Here is a 19,407-nt window from a genome sequence, read left to right as displayed (position 1 = left end):
CATAACTCATAATTAATAATTAATATGTACGTTCCTTTTGAAAATTTACCCGGAGAATCTAAAATTTGGATTTATCAATCGAATAGAAAATTTTCGGATGCCGAGTTTTCTGAAATTGAAACTGATCTGCAATCCTTTCTTGCCGAATGGGCAGCACATGGAACCAGCCTTGAATCTTCTTATTTATTAAAATATAACCGTTTTATTATTTTAGCAGTAAATCAGGAAGTGCAGGCAGCAACAGGCTGTTCTATTGATTCATCAGTAGAATTTATTCAAAGTTTAGAGAAAAAATATAATGTTGATCTATTGGATAAAATGAATGTAACCTTCAAACTTGGAGATCACATTGCACACAAACCATTGATTGATTTTAAAAAAATGGTTAAAGATAAAGCAGTTACCGAAAACACAATTGTTTTTAATAATCTAGTTAACAATATTGAAGAGTTCAACGAATGTTGGGAAGTTCCTGCTTTGGACAGCTGGCATAGCCGTTTTTTTTAATCCAATAAAAAGACGAAAGATGTCAAAACTTATTTTCTTCTCTATATTCCTTTTTTGTTTTTCAATTTCAAATGCTCAAAATTCGGATATTGATCTTTTAAAAAAAATAAATCTGAACAGGAATACTAATCTCGAATCCACAATGGTTGGGATTACCAATAGTGCCATGCCTGTAAGTGTTGGTACTCCCATAATTATTTATGCGGTTGGATTAATTGAAAAAGACAGTACCACAAAGAAAAAAGCAATTTTCATTGGTGAATCTTTAGCCGCTTCGGCATTTATTTCTTTGGCTTTAAAAAGTATCGCCAAAAGGGAAAGACCTTATGAAACGTATCCTGAAATAGAGAATGTTACTTTAGAGTCTAGCTATTCTTTTCCTTCGGCTCATACTTCTTCCGCGTTTTCAACAGCAACCTCACTGAGTATGGCTTATCCAAAATGGTATGTTATTGCTCCGTCTTTTTTATGGGCTGGTGCAGTTGGATATTCCCGTATGTACTTGGGCGTACATTATCCGACAGATGTTTTTGCCGGTGCCATTGTGGGAAGCGGATCAGCATTTCTATGTTATAAATTGAATAAATGGATTAACAAAAAAAGAGCTCCTCACCAAAAAAAGCTCTGGGAGTAATTTCTGTTTATTTGATATTTCTTAAAGTAAACAGTATTTCGATTTACTTCGTCAGTTCCTTTATGTTCGTGTGGGCGTGTCCCTCCGTGAAAAACTTCGGGTCGGGTTTTACGTTCCCGCTTTTTTTTATCCCATAAAAAAATGGGATAAAAAAAGAGCTTCACTGCAACCCCTCACGCAAAAAAAGAATAAACAAATGAATATATCAGCATTTGAAATTTACCCTGATAAATGTTAAAATTTAACTTTTTATTCATAGTAAACCCCGCCTAATCTCCTTACTTTCGTTACACTAAAAAATCATATAGAAAATCAGTATAACCTTAATGCAGTATAGCATCAATGTGATCTGAAAATCATATATGACAAGCAAAAAACAATTAAAAAAGCATATGAGAATAGCAATTGTCTGTTATCCTACTTTTGGCGGAAGTGGTGTAGTTGCAACAGAATTAGGTTTAGAATTAGCTAGAAGAGGGCACGAAATTCATTTCATTACCTATAGTCAGCCAGTGCGTTTGGCATTATTAAATCCTAATGTTCATTATCATGAAGTAATCGTTCCAGAATATCCTTTATTCCATTTTCAGCCTTATGAGCTGGCTTTGTCAAGCAAACTGGTGGATATGGTAAAATTATACAAAATAGAATTATTGCATGTTCATTATGCTATTCCGCATGCTTATGCGGGCTATATGGCTAAACAAATGCTCAAAGACGAAGGAATTGATATTCCTATGGTGACAACACTGCATGGAACCGATATTACTTTGGTAGGGAACCATCCTTTTTACAAGCCTGCAGTGACCTTTAGTATTAATAAATCGGATTATGTGACTTCAGTTTCTCAAAGTCTGAAAGACGATACTTTAAAATTATTCAATATAAAAAATGAAATTCAGGTCATTCCAAATTTTATTGAGTTGGAAAAAAATCTATATGATCCAACAGTTCCTTGTCAACGTTCGGTTATGGCAAATGAAAATGAAAGAATTATTACGCATATCAGTAATTTCAGGAAAGTAAAGCGTATTCCGGATATTATTAAAATATTTTATAAAATCCAAAAAGAAATTCCAGCCAAATTAATGATGGTAGGAGATGGTCCCGAAAAAGAGAAGGCCGAGAAAATGTGCAGAAAATATGGTATTCAGGATAAAGTGATTTTTTTTGGAAACAGCAATGAAATTGACCGGATTTTGTGCCTCACAGATTTGTTTCTTCTGCCTTCCGAAACCGAAAGTTTTGGTTTAGCCGCTCTTGAAGCAATGGCTTGTGGAGTTCCTGTAATATCAAGTAATTCCGGTGGTTTGCCCGAAGTGAATAGTGATGGCGTATCTGGTTATTTGAGTGATGTTGGAGATATAAATGAAATGGCTAAGAATGCATTGAAAATTTTAAAAGACGATAGTGTTCTTAAAGAATTTAAAAAGAATGCACTCCATGTTGCTGAGCAATTTGATATTAAAAACATCCTGCCAATTTATGAGGAATTATACCTCAAGGCAATTAATAAATACAAATAATTAACTAAATATTACTTGATGGAAATCCACCTTATTTAAAGAATGAGGCGGATTTTTTCATTTGTTATTTTTGATAGAAATCTAAATTCGATTATTTTTTTGGATAATAGTATAAAAGCAAAATATTTCCTTTTAACCTCGATTACTTCATTATATTTTTATTTTCATAGGAGTTCAGTGAACTTCGTTTGAAGTAAAAATCCTTGTAACCTGGGGTTCAGCTTACAATATTGCAACGGAAAGCATGACGATGATTGTTAAAATGCGACCCGAGCGATAGCGAACAAGCGAAGCAAATCTTTCTGCTCCAAAAAATAATAATCGAGTTCAGGTTATAAACGATAATTTATCAATTTAAGAACATATTATTCGCACACATTAAAACCATTGAAATTTGCAACGATATTATATGTGCTTTATCTGAAATATTACTAATTTATAATTTTTAGTTTAATTCATAAAACTTACATTTGCCTAAAAAATTAAACAATGGCAGGAAATAGTTACGGAACACTATATAGAGTAACCACTTTTGGAGAATCACACGGAGAAGCATTAGGCGGAATTATTGATGGCTGTCCATCTGGAATTCAGCTGGATTTAGATGCAATTCAATTTGAAATGTCGAGAAGAAAACCAGGTCAATCAGCAATAGTTACGCAGCGTAAAGAACCAGATGATGTACAGTTTTTATCTGGAATTTTTGAAGGTAAAACTACAGGTACACCAATTGGTTTTATTATTCCCAATACCAATCAAAAATCAGACGATTATTCTCACATTAAAGATAATTACAGACCAAGTCACGCAGACTATGTCTATGAAAAAAAGTATGGAGTAAGAGATTATAGAGGCGGAGGCCGAAGCTCAGCACGTGAAACGGCAAGCAGGGTAGTAGCAGGTGCTATTGCAAAACAAATGCTGCCTGAAATAAAGTTCAATGCTTACGTTTCTTCTGTAGGTCCAATTTTTCTTGAAAAACCATACCAAGAATTGGATTTTTCTAAAATAGAAAGTAATCCAGTTCGCTGTCCAGACGAAGAATCGGCTATAATTATGGAAGATTATATTCGTCAAATTCGCAAAGAAGGAGATACAGTAGGAGGAACCGTTACATGTGTGATTCAAAATGTGCCTATCGGTCTTGGAGAGCCTGTATTTGACAAATTGCATGCCGAATTAGGAAAAGCAATGCTTTCTATCAATGCTGTAAAAGGTTTTGAATTTGGAAGCGGATTTGAGGGCGTGAAAATGAAAGGAAGCGAACACAATGATTTGTACAATCCTGACGGAACTACCCGAACCAATCTTTCAGGAGGAATTCAAGGCGGAATAAGCAATGGAATGGATATTTATTTTCGAGTAGCTTTCAAGCCAGTAGCTACTATAATGCAAAAACAGGAATCTCTGGACAACAAAGGAAATATTACTGAGATGGTTGGAAAAGGACGTCACGATCCTTGTGTTGTTCCTAGAGCTGTTCCAATTGTAGAAGCAATGGCTGCTATTGTTTTGGCAGATTTCTTCCTTTTGAATAAAACATATTTGTAACTGAAAATGATTTCAAAAACAAATGTCTTTCTAAAAGTCTCAGAAAAAGGATGTTTCTAAGAAGAAAAAATATATTCAGTATTTTGACGAGCTAAATATTGAAATTTAACCTTGAAATTAATTAAATGACTGCAATTGAAACAAAAAAAACATCTTTTTTTAAAGGATTAACGGGGCAAATCCTTATTGCAATGCTCTTGGGAGCAATATTAGGTGTTATTATTCACAACTCATCAGATATTGAAACTACTAAAGAATTTAGTGCCAAAATAAAAATGCTGGCTACTATTTTTATTAGGCTTGTACAAATGATTATTGCGCCGTTAGTCTTTACCACTTTGGTGGTTGGAATTGCAAAATTGGGTGATATAAAAGCAGTTGGCAGAATTGGCGGAAAAGCATTGGGATGGTTTTTTACGGCTTCTTTTTTTTCATTGTTAATCGGAATGCTGTATGTTAATTTATTACAGCCAGGTGTTGGATTAAATTTGTCGAATGTAGATTTAGCAAGTGTTTCGGATGTAACAGCTAAAACTCAAAGTTTATCTTTTGAAAATTTTATAGAGCATATTGTTCCCAAAAGTCTTTTTGAGGCATTAGCTACTAATGAAATTTTGCAAATTGTAATTTTTTCTATATTCTTTGGATTGGCGGCAGCTTCAGTGGGAGAAAATGCAAAACCAGTTATTGACTTTTTGGACAGATCTTCACATATTGTTTTAAAAATGGTAAATTATGTAATGAAATTTGCACCAATAGGAGTTTTTGGAGCAATTGCAGGAGTATTCGCTGTTAGGGATTTTCAGGAATTAGCGATTACATATTTCAAATTTTTCGGTTCTTTTCTTATAGGTATCGGTACTTTGTGGTTAGTGCTTATTGCTATTGGATTCATTTTCCTGGGCAATAGAATGAAAACATTGTTAAAACATATCATTAGTCCATTAATTATAGCATTTGGAACAACAAGTTCCGAAGCCGTTTTTCCAAAGCTTACCGAGGAATTAGAGCGGTTTGGTGTAAAAGATAAAATAGTTTCATTCATGCTGCCTTTGGGATATTCTTTTAACCTTGACGGGAGTATGATGTATATGACTTTTGCGGGTATTTTTATTGCTCAAGCTTATGGTGTTCATCTTGATTATCCAACCCAATTTACGATGCTTTTTGTTTTAATGTTAACCAGTAAAGGTATTGCTGGAGTTCCTAGAGCGAGTTTGGTGGTTGTAGCAGCAACTTGCGGTATGTTTAAAATTCCGATTGAAGGAATTGCATTAATATTACCTATAGATCATTTTTGTGATATGTTCAGAAGTGCTACAAATGTTTTAGGAAATGCTTTGGCCACATCAGTAGTGGGTAAATGGGAAGAAGAAAAGTAAAATGTTTAATATAAAAGTAAATGCATTTTTATATTGAATGGTCAGTATAAAAGCGAAAACAAAAAAAGCAGTTACCTATTAAAAAGTAACTGCTTTTTTTGTTTTAATTTGTAAGAAAAATATACGTTTAAAATATTCCCTAAATAATGTTATAAAATTATATATTTTGGTGTACTTTTGGAGAAACAATATCATTATGCCCCCAATAAGGATAGTTTTATTAATTATTTTTTATTTTAATTTTTTAGGAATAACTTTAATTGGACAGAATCAACTGCCTTCTAAAAAAGAGATTAATAAATTAATTGGATCAGCGACAAAGCTAAGAGAATCTGGAGATTTTGAAAAATCTTTACTGATTTCAAGATTAGCTTTGCGACAAGCCATATCCATAAAAGACAATATTCTTATTGCAGAAAATTATAATAATGTTGCGGCTAATTTTAATGCTTTGGCAGAATTTGATAAAGCTATTTTTTACTACGATAAGGCTTTAAGTTATGCTAATCTAACTCAGAATGATACAATAAAACAAAGGGTTAATAATAATCTGGGGAATATGTATTGTTTTGAAAAAAAGAAGTACGATAAAGGCGTTTTTTATTATCGAAAAGCAATTGAATACAGCAAAAATATTTCAGATTCCTCTCAAATGGCTTTTACTAATCTCAACTTAACTTGGGCACTTTTTGATATTGGCAAGTTCCAAAAGGGTGAAGAAAGTTTAAAGCAGATTAATCTTTACTATAAGAAGCATAAAAATGATTATGTGGTTGTCGTGCTTAATATGCTTAATGGCATGTATTCCAATTTTAAAAATGATGATGCAAAAGCAGATTTTTATTTTAAAGAAGCAATTCGGCTTGGAAAGGAGCTGGATGAAAAATCAGATTTGTCTTTTTCGCATTTAGAATACTCTAAGCTTTTATTAAAATTAAAAAAATATAAAGAAGCTTATGAGCATCTGCAAATCTATACTCGTCTTAATGATGAAATTTACGCAGAAGAAAAATTAGAAAAAGCAAATGTTGAAGGGGTTAATTTTCAGTTAGATGAATATAAGAGGACTATTGATAAAATTGAAAATGAAAAAGATTTACAGTTCCAAAGCTTAAAAAAATCAAGAATTATAGTTTTACTCTTTATTATTGCCATTTTTGTTTTACTGCTTTTTCTGAATTCATTAATTAAAAATAACAGATTCAGATTAAAATCAAATGCCGATTTAATGCTTGCAAATCAAGAGCTGGTTATTGCAAATAAGAAAGCGCAAGAATCAGCTTTGTTAAAGACACAGTTTATTTCGACAATAAGCCATGAATTAAGAACCCCTTTGTATGGAGTAGTTGGTATTACTGATCTGCTTTTAGAAGAGCATCAAGAGCTAACCAAAAGTCCTCACTTAAATTCACTAAAATTTTCTGCCCGTTATTTACTGTCATTGGTAAATGATATTCTGCAGATTAATAAAATTGAAGAGAATAAAATCATTTTGGATAAATTGACGTTTAACCTCATGGATGAATTTCTTACAATTAAAAATTCGTTATCCTTTATCGCAAAAAAAAATAATAACAAAATTTTTATAGAGGTAGATGAGTCAATTCCAGAGAGTTTAATTGGAGATAAACTTAGGTTTGCGCAAATCATGATGAATTTGGTAAGCAATGCTCTAAAATTTACTAAAGACGGTAATATTGAAATAATTGCCAGACAAATTGCGGTTAAAGGCGAAATGCATACTATTGAATTTAAGATAAAAGATAACGGAGTTGGCATTGCGGCTTTAGACCAAGATAAAATTTTTGATAAATTTGTTCAGGTAGGCAGAAAAGAACTTGATTATCAGGGTACAGGTTTGGGATTGTCTATTGTAAAAAGACTGTTAGAGCTTTTTGGCAGCAATATCTTCGTCGAAAGCGAATTGGGAAAAGGTACTGTCTTTACTTTTTGTATTGATTTTGAATATAATTCTATGAAAACTAATGAAATAATAAATAATATACAGGTAGATATGAGTTTAAATCATGCATTCAAAGTACTTGTGGTTGAGGATAATCAGATCAATCAGTTGATTACTAAAAAAATTATTGAGAAAAATAATTATTCTTGTATAGTAGTGGAAGATGGTTTTAAGGCTTTGGAAATTTTAGCGCAAGAAGAGTTTGATATTATTTTAATGGATATTAATATGCCTTTGATGAATGGTTTTGAAACGACAAGAAGAATAAGGCTGGAAGGTGTTGATACTCCTGTAATTGCATTGACGGCTTTTGATAAAAATGAAATAACAGATGAAGCAATAATGGCAGGAATCAATGATATTATTGTTAAGCCATTTGAATCGGTTCAATTGTTTAAAGTGATGAATAGCCTTATTTTAAAGGCCAAAAACCTTGTCTAATTAATTATTATGTAAAAAAACATCCTTTAAAATAGCTTTAAAAGATGTTTTAATTATTTGAAATGAGCATTATGGCTTCTTAGTACCAGCGCTTTTTATTTTGTTTTGATGCATTCGATTTTCTGGATTTGTGAGCGCCTCCGCTTCGATTTGAATTTTTAGGTGGATTAGCATCAGCTGTAGGGTTTCCAGAATGCCAAGGATAAGGATGATTATCTATGGTGTCTACATTTACTTTTATCAGTTTTTGAATATCTTTCCAGTAATCTTTTTCGTCTTTACTGCAAAAAGAAATTGCAATTCCGCCATTTCCGGCACGGCCTGTTCGTCCAATACGGTGTACATACGTTTCAGGGATATTAGGTAAATCAAAATTGATTACAAAAGGCAATTGGTCAATATCAATACCGCGGGCTGCAATATCTGTTGCTACAAGAACACCAACTTCCTTGTTTTTAAACGCATCCAGTACACGCTGTCTAGCATTTTGAGATTTATCACCATGTATGGCTTCTGCGGGAATGTCTTTTTTTCTTAATGCTTTTACAACATTGTCAGCACCATGTTTTGTTCTTGAAAAAACAAGGACATTTGATAAGTTTTCATTTTTTATCAAATGATAAAGTAGGTTTCTTTTTTCTGTTTTCTCAACAAAATAAACGCGCTGTTCTACATTTTCTGCTGTAGATGAAACTGGGGATACAGTAACAGTTTCGGGATCTGTAAGAAACATTTCGGCCAATTCTCTTATGGCTATCGGCATGGTTGCAGAAAAGAAAAGAGTCTGTCTGTTTTTTGGCGTAAGCTTTACAATTTTTTTGACATCATTAACAAAACCCATATCCAGCATCTGATCGGCTTCATCCAATACTAATGTGTGTAAATGATTCAAATCTATAAAACCTTGTTTATGCAGGTCTAATAAGCGCCCTGGCGTTGCTATTACAATGTCAACTCCGCTTTTTAAAGCGTCAACTTGAGGATTTTGTGATACACCGCCAAAAAGCGTTAATTGCGTCAGATTGGTGTATTTTCCATAAGTGTCGAAACTTTGTCCAATTTGAACAGCTAATTCTCTTGTAGGAGTGACAACAAGCGCTCTGATTACCTTCGATTTTTTTGTTGAACCTACTATTCGGTGCAATTGATGTATTATTGGAATAGCAAATGCAGCCGTTTTTCCTGTTCCTGTTTGTGCACATCCTATTAAATCTTTTCCAGCCAAAACTACTGGTATAGATTGTTCCTGAATAGGAGTTGCTTGTGTATAGCCTTCTTCAAATACGGCTTTTTGTATACTTTTTGAAAGTGATAAATCTTCGAATAACATATTTTTGATATTAAAATATCTTGTTTTTAGTACATAGATAAGTGCGCAAAGATAGTGTTATTTTGGATGAAAATTGTTTTACTTTTCAGGACGTATTTTACTTAATTTATAATTCAATTGAATTATGTGCTTTCATGAAATCGGTTACTAAATAACCTATCAGTTTGCCTATTAAATGATTGTTTTTATCTTCACCTAAGTCTGGAGCACCTTCGCAGATATGTAAATAAGCAGCATTTTTATTTTTAGCAAAAAAGGAAACAAATTGACGAAGTTCTTCAATTGAAAAACCGCTTAATGTCATTGCGCTGCTTGCTATATTTGGAATAGCATCCAAATCAATTTCAATTCCAAATGGGTCATTTTTAATAAAATCAAGAGCTATTGCCATTTCTTCTGAAAAGACTTTTTCTTTTCGAATGTTAACGCTGTCGTAAGTATTGTAACGAACCCGATCTTCAATTTTTTTTATAATATCTAAAACACTTTTGGACGTGTAATTTTCATGAAGGCCAAAAATGAAATATTTTTTTAGAAAACCTTCTTCAAAAGCATAAGAGAAACCGTTGCCGCTATGACGTCCTTCTAAAATTCTAAAATCAGAATGTGCGTCGAAATTCACGGCGTTTATGGCTTTTCCTTTTGCCAGAGCGGCTCCTTTTATATTTCCGTAGGAATTGTTGTGACCTCCGCCAATTACTATTGGAATTTTGCCTGATTGAATGATTTTGCAGATAATATGGGAAACTTCCTTGTCAATTTTTTCTACTAACTGACTTAGTTTAGACCGGTCATCAATATCATTAAAGTCAAGATGCTCGACTTCTTTCATTTCTTGCTTAACATCCAAGTGTCCTAAAACAATAATCTGATTGCCCTTAGAAAAGCGGTTATGCTGAATATTAGCGATACTTTGTATGGCACTTTTCCAAGCAGATGCCGCTCCAGGTCTTCCATAATTGGCTCTAACTCCAATGTCTTCAGGGATTCCAAATAAAACGAATTTGGCCTCGCTATTTTTTATAAAATCAATTGGGTCAGTATCTTTGGGAACAACAAGTATTTTCTCGCCAAATTTAATTTCACCGCTTCTGTGATTGGTAATTTTTGCTAGGTCGTTAATACTGAATGCTATGAGTTTTTCCATAAAAAAAAATATTTTTCAAAAATAATATAATAGATCTAAGTTGCGTTATATATATTATTAAATTTGTAAAAAACAATTATATTTTAACATGGAAAATCAAAAAAACAATTCAAGTCTTAAAGCTGTAATAGCTGTTTTGGCTATTTTATTAGTTGGAAGTTTAGTTTATATTTTTAAAATGTCTTCAGAGGTTGATACAGTTCATACCGAGATTGTAAAAGTAGGCTCGGAGAAAGAGTCTGTAATGAAAGATCTGCAGGATCTTAAAGCAACGTATGACGCTGCATTATCTGAAAACACCTCTATGTCCGAAGAGTTACTGCAAGAAAGAGATAAAGTGGTAAACTTGATGGACGAGCTTAAAAAATCTAATGGCGATATGTCAAAATACAAAAGTGAGGTAAAATCTATGCAAAGCCACATGAAAGAATTAATGCAGGAGAATGAAGGTTTGAAAAAACAAAATGCTACTTTAACTACACAGCGTGATAGTACTGTTGTTGTTTTGGGAGAATCAAAAAAATTCAATGAAGTTTTAGTAGGTCAAAATGAAGAATTATCTAAAACAGTTGAAAAAGGCGGAAAATTATCTATTTTGAATTTACAGACTGCAGCTTATAAATTAAAAAGCTCTGGAAAAGAAATTGCAACAGATAAAGCGAGCAGAGCAGATGTTCTTAAAATCAGTTTTACTATTGCTGAAAATTCAATTGCAAAATCAGGAGATAAAGATTATTATGTGCAGGTAATTGACAGTAAAAATAATGTATTGGGCGAAGCTAAAAAAGCTGCTTTTGGAGAAAAAGAATTGGTTTACAGTTTTGTTTCTAGTGTAAAATATGAAAACAAAACGGTTCAGGTTTCTCAAGATTTGCCAGGAAAAGATTTTGCTAAAGGAACTTATTCTGTAAATGTTTTCGATAAAGATCAATTGGTTTCTTCAACTAATTTCTCTTTGAAATAAAAATAACAACAATAAAAAAGAGCGATATTCTGTTTGAGTATCGCTCTTTTTTTTTGCTCAAAATTCAGAAAAAAATCATAAATATTTTTTGCCGTCCAAAATCACACAGTCGATTAAATTGCTCCCAAAAGCATAAGGCAATTGATAGTAGGAAGAAATTTCTTTGGTGATGATTAGGTTGGCTTTTTTTCCTTTTGCGATGCTTCCATGCGTATTTGAAATTCCCATGGCATAGGCACCATTTATAGTTGCAGCATTAATAGCTTCTTCTGGTGTCATTTTCATTTTAATGCAGGCGGTGGCAACTACAAAATTCATATTTCCTGATGGAGTAGAGCCAGGGTTATAATCTGTTGCTAGTGCTAATGGAAGTCCAGCAGCTATCATTTCACGAGCCGGAGTATATGGAATGCTTAAAAAATAGGAGCAAGATGGTAAAGCTACTGATATTGTTTCGGTATTTTTTAAAGCTTCAATATCTTCAGTATTCATAATTTCCAAGTGATCTACCGAAAGAGCATTGTATTTAACGCAGGCTTGAATTCCGCCAATAGAATTGAACTGATTGACATGGATTTTTGGCTTTAAGCCAAATTGAATTCCCGCTTCCATAATTTGCACAGTATCTTCAACAGAGAAATAACCAGTTTCGCAAAAAGCATCAATAAAATCAGCCAATTTGTTTTTAGCAATTTCAGGTAGCATTTCGTTGATAATGCAGTCAATATATCCTTTCTTATTGTCTTTAAAAGAGGTAGGGAAGGCATGAGCACCAAGAAAAGTTGCTTTTATTGTCACGGGGTAGTTTTGGGATAATTGCTGAATCACGCGTAACATTTTGAGTTCGCCTTCAACGGTTAATCCATAGCCTGATTTAATTTCAACGGCTCCGGTTCCTAACCGCATAACTTCTTCAAGACGTGCTTTTGATTGATTGTAAATTTCTTCTTCTGTTGTTTCATTTAATTTTTTGGCAGAATTTAAGATTCCGCCGCCACGATTTGCGATTTCTTCATAGGTCATTCCATTGATTCGATCCACAAATTCCTGTTCGCGATTGCCTGCATACACAATATGGGTATGACTGTCACACCAAGTCGGCAGCACAATTTTTCCTGTAGCATCAATAGTGATATCTGCAGCTATTTCAGGCAAATCCTTCATAGCACCAAAATCGGCAATTAAATCGTCTTTTAATAGTAAATAGGCATTCTTTATGGTTGGTAAAACAGCCATTTCTGCTCCAGAAACTTTTAAAACAGAATTTTCGCGTATTTGAAGCAGTTCTTTAATATTAATAATTAATGTTGTCATTTACGGTTTATTCAAAAACGATTATTTCGAACATTTTGTTCCAATTTTTCCCGGTTACAAAAATGGTTTTGGTTTTTGGATTATATGCTATTCCGTTTAGAACATCTCCGGCGGTAACAGTTACTAATTTACGCAATCCTGACATGTCCAGAATTCCTTCTACAGCACCAGTACTTGGATTAACAACGGCAATAGCATCTTTTTCGAAAACATTAGTGTATATTTTTCCATTAATCCATTCCAGCTCATTTATGGCTTTAATTTTCGAATTTCCAGAATATACGTTGACATAATCAATCATTTTTTGTGTTTTTGGATCCATTTTCCAAATTTTTTCTGTTTTATCAGTTTGGTAAATATAAGTTCCGTCATTTGTCATTCCCCATCCTTCGATATCTTTTTCGTATGTGAATTTTTTTTCTAATTTCAGTGTTTTCGCATCGTATATAAAACCTGTTTTTTCCAGCCAAGTTAATTGGTATAATTTGCCGTTAATAAAAGTTATACCTTCTCCAAAATATATTGTATCTAAATCAATCTGTTTGTAGACTTTACCAGTTTTATAATCATATTTTCTAAAATAGGATGTTCCTTTTTGTCCAGTACTTTCGCATAATGTATCATTGTGGAATTCTAATCCCTCTGTAAAGGATGCTGTGTCGTGCGGAAAAGTATTGACGATTTTATATTTTAATAATTTTGGAGTAACATTCGAAACTAATTCGATTCTTTTGGTTGCATCTGATGAATCTGAACCAAAATAAGCGGTGGCTTTCAAGAATTGATATCCTAATTTTTGATCTTTTAATTCAAATTTGAATTTTTCAGAACCTTTTGTGCTTCCAACTTTTTTGTCGTTTACAAAGTAAGCAATACTGTCAATTTCTTTCGAATTTGGATTTAAAATACCTATCGAAACTGATTCTGGCGATGTAAAATGAGCAGGAAAAGCTGCATCATCGATAGTGAATAAAGAATTTTCACCTTTTTTTGTGTCTCCGCACCCAATTAATGAGATTCCTAATAAAATGGCAATTAATAAGTTATGTTTTTTCATGGTTTAAATTTTGAAGAGACCAATATACAACGTTATTTTATTAGAGCAAAGCGCTTGCAAAAATATAAAAAGGTTGTATATTTGCACCGGCAAGTCCTACACGACCAGCTCCTGCAGACTCCCCCAGGATGGGAACATAGCAAGGGTACGTGGTTGAGCGGTGCGATGTAGATCGCTTGCCATTTTTTTATTTTTACAAGAATTATACAAAAGTAGTCTTCCTTCGGGAGGATTTTTTTATTTTTACCCAAACCGTATATCAAATATTGTATATCTAAAACAGCAATTATACCAATGAATAAAGTAGTGTTAATTACAGGAGGATCTTCGGGAATAGGTAAGTCTATCGGAGAATTTTTGCATCTTAAAGGTTATGTGGTGTATGGAACGAGCAGAAACCCAGAACGAGTGCTTAATTCGGTTTTTCCTTTAATTGCTTTGGATGTTAGGAATGCAGATTCCATACATTCGGCTGTTGCCAAAGTTATTGCCACAACAGGAAGACTTGATGTTGTGATTAATAATGCGGGTGTTGGTATTACTGGACCTTTGGAGGAAATTCCGATGGAGGAAATTAAAAATAATTTTGAAACCAATTTTTTCGGGCCAATCGAAGTAATGAAAGCGGTGCTGCCACAAATGCGTTCACAGCAATCGGGATTAATTATCAATATTACTTCAATCGCAGGATATATGGGGTTGCCTTATCGAAGCGTTTATTCAGCTTCAAAAGGAGCTTTGGAATTAATTACCGAAGCCTTGCGTATGGAAGTGAAGTCATTTGGGATTCAAATTACAAATATCGCTCCTGGTGATTTTGCAACCAATATTGCTGCAGGCCGTTTTCATGCACCAGTGATAAAAGGTTCGGCTTATGAAACGCCTTACGGAAATAATCTGAAAACTATGGATGAACATGTAGACAGCGGCAGTAATCCTAATGAAATGGCAGAAGCTGTATTTGCAATCATTGAAAACCCGTCTCCAAAAATTCATTATAAAGTAGGTGCTTTTATGCAAAAGTTTTCTATAGTGCTAAAGAGAATTCTGCCGGACAAAGTGTATGAAAAAATGCTTATGAATCATTATAAACTTTAGGAATTCAAAATGAAGAAATAATGAGAATTTGAACTTTGATTTTTGAAATTGAAATTGCCATTGAAATTACCCTTGTTATTGGTATTGATTTCGTAATTTTGCACCGAATTTTTTAAACACACAATTAAATATAAATATATTATGAAATTTTTTATTGATACAGCTAATTTAGCTCAAATTAAAGAAGCACAAGCATTAGGTGTTTTGGATGGTGTAACAACTAATCCGTCATTGATGGCTAAAGAAGGAATTACAGGAAAAAACAATATCTTGAAACATTATGTTGATATCTGTAATTTGGTTGAAGGGGATGTAAGTGCCGAAGTAAATGCTTTGGATTATGACGGAATGATCAAAGAAGGAGAAGAATTAGCTGATTTGCACGATCAAATCGTTGTTAAACTGCCTATGACAAAAGAAGGTGTAATGGCTGCTAAATATTTTTCAGATAAAGGAATTAAAACGAATGTAACTCTTGTGTTTTCTGCTGGTCAGGCTTTATTAGCTGCTAAAGCGGGAGCAACTTATGTTTCTCCATTTATTGGTCGTTTGGATGATATTTCTACTGACGGCTTGAATTTGATTGGTGAAATTAGAGAAATTTATGATAACTACGGTTATGAAACTGAAATTTTAGCAGCATCTGTCCGTCATACCATGCATATTGTAAACTGTGCTAAAATTGGTGCCGATGTAATGACAGGACCATTATCTGCAATTTATGGTTTGTTGAAACACCCTTTAACGGATATTGGATTGGCTCAGTTTGTTGCTGATTTTGAAAAAGGAAACAAATAGATTTGAGATTGGAGATTACGATTTCCGATTTTAGTATAAATAAAAACTCCCACTATGTCAAACATAATGGGAGTTTTTTGTATTAGAAATATTTTAAAAAATCGTTAATCTAAGATCATTAATCTATAATCAAAAATCTTAATGTCCTCCAGATATTTTTTTATCAAAATCTATTCCATGTGCTTTTAAAATACCGCTTACTTTCCAAGCATAAAAGGCAAGATAAGCGAAGCAAACAATACCAACGATGTAACTTGATTGGATTCCGATGATTTCGGCAATTTTACCTTGAAAAACGCTGACAAAACCACCACCCATAATCATCATAATAAGGAAACTGCTTCCTTGGCTAGTATGTTTTCCTAATCCGCTTACTGCTAAAGTGAAAATACAAGGCCAAAGAGTGCTGCAGAAAAGACCAACACTAGTAAAAGCATATACACTAACCATTCCTGTTGTTGCTATACCTGTGGCTGTTGCCAAAATGCCTAAAGAAGAGAAAATCAACAACATTCTGGCTGGATTTCCTTTACTTGCCATATCAGCTCCAATTAATACTAAAATTACTAATCCATAGATGTAAAAAGGTGTTAAATCGTGATTTGCTAATGCATTTACTCCTAAAAAAACTCCAAATGCTAAGTATGGTGCTAGAAAACGCAATACTTTAAGCAAACTCATATTTTCAGTAAAAGCTTCAACAGCTCCAGTCCAACGGCCAATCATTAAACTTGCCCAATATAAAGAGATGTATGGAGCAACGTCTTTTGTTAAAAAACCTAATTTGCTTTCCATGTATGCTGGTAAATTACTTGCTGTAGATACTTCAACACCAACATATAAAAATATGGCAATCATACCCATAACTAATTGAGGATATTGCAATGCTGATTTTTTTACAGCTATTTTATCATGTGAATCATCTTCTTCAATTAATTCCGGACGCTCAGGAAGTGAGGAGAACTTTAATAAAATTGCCACAACTAAAAAAGCAAATCCTAAAATTAAATAAGGAATTTTTACACTTTCAATACTTGCATCAGTATTTGCATTGGCACTTGAACCGAAAATAGCAAAACTTACAATTAAAGGTCCAATTGTTGTTCCAAAATTGTTGACACCACCAGCTAATGTTAAACGTTGAGAACCTGTTTTAATAGGTCCTAATGCAATTGCTAGTGGGTTTGCAACAGTTTGCTGCAGTGAAAAACCCAATCCAACAATAAATAGACCTGCCAGCATTAGTGCAAAAGATCCAGTATTTGCAGCTGGATAAAATAAAAGTGTACCCAATGCAGAAATAAGCAGTCCCAGCGATAATCCATTTTTGTATCCGATTTTGTTTACTAAATCCTCTTTTATTAAAACTGAAACTCCCATATAAATAAGAGAGCCTACAGTATATGCTATGTAAAATGCAAAAGCTACTAATTGACTTTCTCCCTGTGTCAAATCAAATGCTTTTTTGAATACAGGTATTAAGATGTCATTACTTGCAGCAACAAATCCCCAAAAGAAGAATACGATAACTAAGGGGATAAACTGTCCCCATTTGGTTTGTGAATTTTCTGAACTCATAATTTAAAAATTTAATTTTTTTGGTTATTATTAATTTTTTTGATGCTGCAAGGGTGTAAATATATTTGTTAAGAATTTTAAAAAAAAATTTTAGGATATAAAGTTTTTCACTTTTATACAAACGGCATTATTTTGTCTACAAATGTCGATTTTATTGCTTTTTCGTAACTGAAAAATCGATGTAGAACTGTGTTTTTAGTATAAAAAACAGACCATCTTTGACTGTTAAATAAATGTAAAAAACACACTAAATATTTATTTTATCGTTCTGTAAAAATTTTATTCTAGAATTTTTACTTTTACTTCTTTGCTGTAATTTCTTCCGATAGGAATAGTATAGGATAAAATCTGAATTCTGTTTCCCTCTATCGATTTTACTTTGTTTAATGCAATTGTATAGGATTTATGAATGCGCATAAAACGCTCAGAAGGCAGCTCATCAGTTAACGAAGTTAGTGATTTATGAGTTATGTAAGTCTTTTCGGCGGTGACAACTTTAATGTATTCTTTCATTCCTTCGATAAAAAGGATTTCATCAATTTTTATCTTTACCATTTTCTTATCCACTTTGATAAATAGATGTGGTTCCTCACGATGGTTTTCAATTTTAATATTGTTTTTTAAATTGTGTTCAGCTTCAATTTTTTGAATACATTTTATGAAACGGGGCAATGGAATTGGTTTAACTAAATAATCCAAAACTTCTAGATCATAACTTTCGGCGGCAAATTCTCGGAAGGCGGTTGTGATAATAATCCGGGTTTTGTTTTCTATCAGCTTGATTAATTCAAACCCAGTCATCATGGGCATATTGATATCTAGGAATACAGCATCAACAGTATTAGAATTAATAAATTCAAGACCTTCTAATGAATTGTTGAAAGTTCCAATAACTTCAAATTCTGAAAAATTTTCAAAATAATTGAGCAATACTTTTATAGCTAAAGGTTCGTCGTCAATTATTACACATTTAATCTTCATTATATAAAGGTATTTGTATTTTGATACTATAAAATTTGAATTTTATTGTTTGTTGTATGCTGAAATTGTTTTTATAAATAAGTTTTAATCTTTTTTTGGTATTCGATAAACCTATCCCTTTTTTGTTCGCTATTGGCTGTGAAATTACAAAATTATTTATTATTTCAAATTCAAGCATAGAGTTTACAATTCTGAAACTGATTTTAATTTTGAGATTTTCATTATTGGTTCCGCCATGTTTAAAAGCATTTTCGATTAGTGAGATGAATAGTAATGGCGGAACTTTTATATTGTCAATATCGGATTCAAGATTAAATCTGACATCTACATTTTGAAAACGCAGTTTTTCAATTTCTATATAATTTTGAATATAATCGATTTCTTTTACTAAAGGCACATATTTGACATCTTCAATATCATATAATACATATTCCATCAATTGAGAAAGCTTAATAATTACATCTGGAACTTTGTTTGATGATTCTAATGAAAGGGCATAAAGATTGTTTAGCGTATTAAAAAAGAAGTGTGGCTGAATCTGATTTTTTAAATATTTTAATTTTATTTTATTTTGATTCTCCATGATTGCTTTGTTGCGATCCCTTTCTTTGAGCCATGTCAGCATCAGGTATATAGAAGAAGCAACTGCAAGCACATAAAGTTCTCCTATGCAAACAGCCACGATATGATTAATTTCAAAAGGACTGTAATCTCTATTGGCTTCTGGCCAAATATTTTTGGAAATTATAAAATAGGTCAGCCCGGTTTTTAACAAATAAACGACTCCTAAACTTGCAATTAGCGAAAATGCATATTTAATGTATTTCGATTTTAATACAAACAAGGGAATGAGTATTAATAAATTGAAATATACTAATGGTATGTGAAGAGAGAATTCTATTAGATTCGATTTGAAAGAATATCCATAATCATTAAAATATGCTCCCCATCTCAAAAAATTAAGTATAAAATAGATAGCCCAAAACCAAATATGATTTTGAAGTTTTATATGGAAGTTAATTTTTTTCATCTTGCTCTAAATAGTGAAAATTGGCCAAAATAAGGAATTGGAGTATGTGTTTTATTTTGCAACAATAATCATTTTGTTATTAAAAATGGAGTTTTGGTAAATAAAA

The 19,407-nt window shown here is 32.6% G+C and carries 16 protein-coding genes and 1 other RNA gene; 10 read left to right on the top strand and 7 right to left on the bottom strand.

Annotated features, from left to right (window positions below; translation table 11 throughout):
* Positions 1–24 precede the first annotated feature (24 nt).
* The 6 genes from CLU83_RS06915 (at position 25) to CLU83_RS06890 (ending at position 8,004) form a co-directional block, all read left to right on the top strand.
* On the top strand, positions 25–507 hold the full coding sequence (locus CLU83_RS06915; protein ID WP_100430928.1) for an ABC transporter ATPase: 483 nt from the start codon (positions 25–27) through the stop codon (positions 505–507).
* 19 nt (positions 508–526) lie between these two features.
* A complete protein-coding gene (locus CLU83_RS06910) occupies positions 527–1,141 on the top strand; it encodes a phosphatase PAP2 family protein (protein WP_100430927.1) in 615 nt (204 codons plus the stop codon).
* 392 nt (positions 1,142–1,533) lie between these two features.
* A complete protein-coding gene (bshA, locus tag CLU83_RS06905; protein ID WP_100433647.1) occupies positions 1,534–2,667 on the top strand; it encodes an N-acetyl-alpha-D-glucosaminyl L-malate synthase BshA in 1,134 nt (377 codons plus the stop codon).
* 489 nt (positions 2,668–3,156) lie between these two features.
* The gene (gene aroC / locus CLU83_RS06900) at positions 3,157–4,218 is read left to right on the top strand and encodes a chorismate synthase (RefSeq protein ID WP_100430926.1); all 1,062 of its coding nucleotides are present in this window, start codon (positions 3,157–3,159) and stop codon (positions 4,216–4,218) included.
* A gap of 125 nt (positions 4,219–4,343) precedes the next feature.
* Complete coding sequence (locus tag CLU83_RS06895) at positions 4,344–5,600, top strand: dicarboxylate/amino acid:cation symporter (protein WP_100430925.1); 1,257 nt, start codon at positions 4,344–4,346, stop codon at positions 5,598–5,600.
* A 196-nt stretch (positions 5,601–5,796) separates the two neighbouring features.
* A complete protein-coding gene (locus CLU83_RS06890; RefSeq protein WP_100430924.1) occupies positions 5,797–8,004 on the top strand; it encodes a response regulator in 2,208 nt (735 codons plus the stop codon).
* A gap of 79 nt (positions 8,005–8,083) precedes the next feature.
* Here the strand turns inward: CLU83_RS06890 and CLU83_RS06885 are convergent, their stop codons facing one another.
* Both CLU83_RS06885 and CLU83_RS06880 read right to left on the bottom strand, forming a co-directional pair.
* The gene (locus CLU83_RS06885) at positions 8,084–9,334 is read right to left on the bottom strand and encodes a DEAD/DEAH box helicase (RefSeq protein ID WP_100430923.1); all 1,251 of its coding nucleotides are present in this window, start codon (positions 9,332–9,334) and stop codon (positions 8,084–8,086) included.
* A gap of 106 nt (positions 9,335–9,440) precedes the next feature.
* Positions 9,441–10,481: a formimidoylglutamase gene (locus CLU83_RS06880; RefSeq protein ID WP_100430922.1), complete on the bottom strand. Its 1,041-nt coding sequence runs from the start codon at positions 10,479–10,481 to the stop codon at positions 9,441–9,443.
* An 88-nt stretch (positions 10,482–10,569) separates the two neighbouring features.
* Between CLU83_RS06880 and CLU83_RS06875 the strand changes: the two genes are divergently transcribed.
* On the top strand, positions 10,570–11,445 hold the full coding sequence (locus CLU83_RS06875; protein WP_100430921.1) for a hypothetical protein: 876 nt from the start codon (positions 10,570–10,572) through the stop codon (positions 11,443–11,445).
* 75 nt (positions 11,446–11,520) lie between these two features.
* Here the strand turns inward: CLU83_RS06875 and hutI are convergent, their stop codons facing one another.
* Together hutI and CLU83_RS06865 are read right to left on the bottom strand one after the other, a co-directional pair.
* Positions 11,521–12,759, bottom strand: a complete 1,239-nt coding sequence (gene hutI / locus CLU83_RS06870; protein ID WP_100430920.1) for an imidazolonepropionase — start codon at positions 12,757–12,759, stop codon at positions 11,521–11,523.
* Between the two features lie 7 nt (positions 12,760–12,766).
* Positions 12,767–13,816 carry a glutaminyl-peptide cyclotransferase gene (locus CLU83_RS06865; RefSeq protein ID WP_100430919.1) on the bottom strand — a complete coding sequence of 350 codons (1,050 nt, stop codon included), beginning with the start codon at positions 13,814–13,816 and terminating at the stop codon, positions 12,767–12,769.
* 87 nt (positions 13,817–13,903) lie between these two features.
* Here CLU83_RS06865 and ffs point away from each other — a divergent pair.
* The 3 genes from ffs to fsa all read left to right on the top strand — a co-directional run bounded on the left by ffs (position 13,904) and on the right by fsa (position 15,712).
* Positions 13,904–14,001, top strand: an RNA gene (ffs, locus tag CLU83_RS06860) — signal recognition particle sRNA small type.
* Between the two features lie 109 nt (positions 14,002–14,110).
* Positions 14,111–14,914 (top strand): SDR family oxidoreductase, encoded by an 804-nt coding sequence (locus tag CLU83_RS06855; RefSeq protein WP_100430918.1) that lies wholly within the window; start codon positions 14,111–14,113, stop codon positions 14,912–14,914.
* Between the two features lie 141 nt (positions 14,915–15,055).
* Complete coding sequence (gene fsa, locus CLU83_RS06850) at positions 15,056–15,712, top strand: fructose-6-phosphate aldolase (protein WP_100430917.1); 657 nt, start codon at positions 15,056–15,058, stop codon at positions 15,710–15,712.
* Positions 15,713–15,850: 138 nt separating this feature from the next.
* On the opposite strand, the gene CLU83_RS06845 is transcribed toward fsa, so the two are convergent.
* The 3 genes from CLU83_RS06845 to CLU83_RS06835 all read right to left on the bottom strand — a co-directional run bounded on the left by CLU83_RS06845 (position 15,851) and on the right by CLU83_RS06835 (position 19,301).
* Entirely contained in the window at positions 15,851–17,290 is a 1,440-nt protein-coding gene (locus CLU83_RS06845; RefSeq protein ID WP_100430916.1) for an MFS transporter, read from the bottom strand.
* A 279-nt stretch (positions 17,291–17,569) separates the two neighbouring features.
* Positions 17,570–18,271 carry a LytTR family DNA-binding domain-containing protein gene (locus CLU83_RS06840; protein WP_100430915.1) on the bottom strand — a complete coding sequence of 234 codons (702 nt, stop codon included), beginning with the start codon at positions 18,269–18,271 and terminating at the stop codon, positions 17,570–17,572.
* Positions 18,261–19,301 (bottom strand): sensor histidine kinase, encoded by a 1,041-nt coding sequence (locus tag CLU83_RS06835; RefSeq protein WP_100430914.1) that lies wholly within the window; start codon positions 19,299–19,301, stop codon positions 18,261–18,263. Before CLU83_RS06835 ends, CLU83_RS06840 begins: the two co-directional genes overlap by 11 nt.
* Between the last annotated feature and the right edge of the window lie 106 nt (positions 19,302–19,407).

The sequence above is a fragment of the Flavobacterium sp. 1 genome, from assembly GCF_002797935.1.
Lineage (GTDB): Bacteria > Bacteroidota > Bacteroidia > Flavobacteriales > Flavobacteriaceae > Flavobacterium.
The sequence above is the reverse complement of the archived record's forward strand: the minus strand, read 5'-3'. Positions and strand labels throughout refer to the sequence as shown.

Coding starts and splice junctions, on each gene's coding strand:
- CLU83_RS06915 (WP_100430928.1), top strand. CDS start 25: ATGTACGTTCCTTTTGAAAATTTACCCGGAGAATCTAAAATTTGGATT.
- CLU83_RS06910 (WP_100430927.1), top strand. CDS start 527: ATGTCAAAACTTATTTTCTTCTCTATATTCCTTTTTTGTTTTTCAATT.
- bshA (WP_100433647.1), top strand. CDS start 1,534: ATGAGAATAGCAATTGTCTGTTATCCTACTTTTGGCGGAAGTGGTGTA.
- aroC (WP_100430926.1), top strand. CDS start 3,157: ATGGCAGGAAATAGTTACGGAACACTATATAGAGTAACCACTTTTGGA.
- CLU83_RS06895 (WP_100430925.1), top strand. CDS start 4,344: ATGACTGCAATTGAAACAAAAAAAACATCTTTTTTTAAAGGATTAACG.
- CLU83_RS06890 (WP_100430924.1), top strand. CDS start 5,797: ATGCCCCCAATAAGGATAGTTTTATTAATTATTTTTTATTTTAATTTT.
- CLU83_RS06885 (WP_100430923.1), bottom strand. CDS start 9,334: ATGTTATTCGAAGATTTATCACTTTCAAAAAGTATACAAAAAGCCGTA.
- CLU83_RS06880 (WP_100430922.1), bottom strand. CDS start 10,481: ATGGAAAAACTCATAGCATTCAGTATTAACGACCTAGCAAAAATTACC.
- CLU83_RS06875 (WP_100430921.1), top strand. CDS start 10,570: ATGGAAAATCAAAAAAACAATTCAAGTCTTAAAGCTGTAATAGCTGTT.
- hutI (WP_100430920.1), bottom strand. CDS start 12,759: ATGACAACATTAATTATTAATATTAAAGAACTGCTTCAAATACGCGAA.
- CLU83_RS06865 (WP_100430919.1), bottom strand. CDS start 13,816: ATGAAAAAACATAACTTATTAATTGCCATTTTATTAGGAATCTCATTA.
- CLU83_RS06855 (WP_100430918.1), top strand. CDS start 14,111: ATGAATAAAGTAGTGTTAATTACAGGAGGATCTTCGGGAATAGGTAAG.
- fsa (WP_100430917.1), top strand. CDS start 15,056: ATGAAATTTTTTATTGATACAGCTAATTTAGCTCAAATTAAAGAAGCA.
- CLU83_RS06845 (WP_100430916.1), bottom strand. CDS start 17,290: ATGAGTTCAGAAAATTCACAAACCAAATGGGGACAGTTTATCCCCTTA.
- CLU83_RS06840 (WP_100430915.1), bottom strand. CDS start 18,271: ATGAAGATTAAATGTGTAATAATTGACGACGAACCTTTAGCTATAAAA.
- CLU83_RS06835 (WP_100430914.1), bottom strand. CDS start 19,301: ATGAAAAAAATTAACTTCCATATAAAACTTCAAAATCATATTTGGTTT.